1 protein-coding gene and 2 pseudogenes are annotated in these 1,879 nt (G+C 67.6%); 1 reads left to right on the top strand and 2 read right to left on the bottom strand.

Going from position 1 to position 1,879, the window contains the following annotated elements; all coding sequences use genetic code 11:
- Nucleotides 1–169: pseudogene (locus tag H926_RS28160) on the top strand (FAD-binding protein); the annotation flags it as partial.
- 134 nt (nt 170–303) lie between these two features.
- Here the strand turns inward: H926_RS28160 and epsC are convergent.
- Together epsC and H926_RS34885 are read right to left on the bottom strand one after the other, a co-directional pair.
- A complete protein-coding gene (epsC, locus tag H926_RS28155; protein WP_051146401.1) occupies nt 304–1,254 on the bottom strand; it encodes a serine O-acetyltransferase EpsC in 951 nt (316 codons plus the stop codon).
- Between the two features lie 139 nt (nt 1,255–1,393).
- Nucleotides 1,394–1,879, bottom strand: a pseudogene (locus tag H926_RS34885) (shikimate 5-dehydrogenase); the annotation flags it as partial.

Raw genomic sequence — 1,879 nt, 5'->3', positions numbered from 1 at the left:
TGTCGCGGTGGGCATTTCCGGGGCGATCCAGCACCTTGCCGGGATGAAGGACTCAAAGACCATCATCGCCATCAACAAGGATGAAGACGCGCCGATCTTCCAGGTGGCCGACGTGGGCCTGGTGGCTGATCTGTTTACCGCCGTGCCGGAGCTGGTGGGCAAGCTTTGAGGGAATAAAACATGCCCTCCCCCAGCCCCTCCCGCACGCGGGAGGGGAGTCTAAGGGGCACTACTGAAAGTCCCCCTCCCGCTGGCGGGAGGGGTTAGGGGAGGGCATGTTTCGGGCCCCAAGCCCGTAAACAATCAATCGCAGGGATCGCCCGCTTCCACGGTCACGCTCGCCTGCGTCTGGCGCACGCGGCTGCCCGGGGGAACGGAGCGCGTCAGCCAGACATTGCCGCCGATCACCGAGCAGCGGCCGATGGTGACGCGGCCCAGGATCGTGGCGCCGGCGTAGATTGTCACGTCATCCTCGATGATCGGATGGCGCGCCTCGTCCTTGACCAGGCGGCCTTCCTCGTCGGTGCTGAAACTCCGCGCGCCGAGCGTTACGGCCTGGTAGATTCGCACCCGCTTGCCGATGATCGCGGTCTGCCCGATCACCACGCCGGTGCCGTGATCGATGAAGAAACGCTCACCAATCGTGGCGCCGGGATGAATATCGATGCCGGTGCGCGAATGGGCGATTTCAGCCAGGATGCGCGCCACCAGCGGGGCGCCCAGCTTGTAAAGCTCGTGCGCCACGCGGTGATGCAGCACGGCGGTGACGAACGGATAGCACAGCAGCACTTCATCGACGCAGCGCGCGGCGGGATCGCCGTCGAACGCGGCTTCGACGTCGCTGTCGAGCAGGCGGCGGATTTCCGGGAGGCGCGCGGCGAGCGCGGTGACGATGCGGTTGACCTCGGCATCGACAGTGGCGTTGCAATCCTGGGGATGGCTGTAGTGCAATTCCATCCGCACTTGCGCGGCTAGCAGGGGCAGGGCCGATTGCAGGCTGGCGGCAACGAAGATGTCTTCGTTGGCGGCGGTCACTTCGGCCGGGCCCAGGCGCAGCGGGAACAATGCGGCGGCCAGTACATCGATGATCCGGCCCAGCGCGTGGCGCGAGGGGAAGCCGACCGCGCCGTAATCGCCGCGCTTGCTGCGTGCATCGCGCCAGCCCTCGCGCACCCGGCGCAGGTGTGCGACAACATCGTCGATGGCAAACGGCGGCTCGGGAAATTCGACCTCGGCCTTGCCCATATCCCTCATGTCCTTCCTGCGCCTTGCCGGCGGCCGATCAGGGGCCGTCGTGGCTGTGGCGCATCATATAGGATGTGCCACAGCCACGGAAAGGGGGCCTTGCGGGAATGTTGCCAGTTGTTTGCGCGGCGTTATGCCGGCGCGGCGCCTAGAGGCCGGTCGCTGCCAGGCGCGCGGCCGTGGCGTCGCCGTGGGCAAAGCGTGCGGCCTCGATCACGAGGTCGGCCGACGGACGCACCCCGGTATAGAGCACGAACTGCTCCACTGCCTGAAGGACGATGACCTCGGCCCCCGAAACGACCGGCTTTCCGGCCGCCAGCGCGGCAAGGATGAACGGCGTTTGCGCCGGTTGGGCCACCACGTCGAACGCCACGTCTGCGGCGGCGATCATTTCGGCCGGGAAGGCCAGCGCCTGGGCATCGGGCCCTTCCATGCCCAGCGGCGTCACGTTGACCAGCAGCGGCGCGCCGGCGGCGGGCACGTCGCTGGCCCAGGCAAAGCCATAGCGTTCGGCAAGCGCCGGGCCAGCCTCGGCATTGCGCGCCACGATCGTGCCCTGGGTAAAGCCCGCGTCGCGCAGCGCCGCGACCACGGCCTTGGCCATCCCGCCACTGCCGCGCAGGATGAACGGCTT

Origin of the sequence: Novosphingobium sp. B-7, from assembly GCF_000410615.1 — a bacterium.
In the GTDB taxonomy this organism is placed as follows: domain Bacteria; phylum Pseudomonadota; class Alphaproteobacteria; order Sphingomonadales; family Sphingomonadaceae; genus Novosphingobium; species Novosphingobium capsulatum.
The sequence above is the reverse complement of the archived record's forward strand: the minus strand, read 5'-3'. Positions and strand labels throughout refer to the sequence as shown.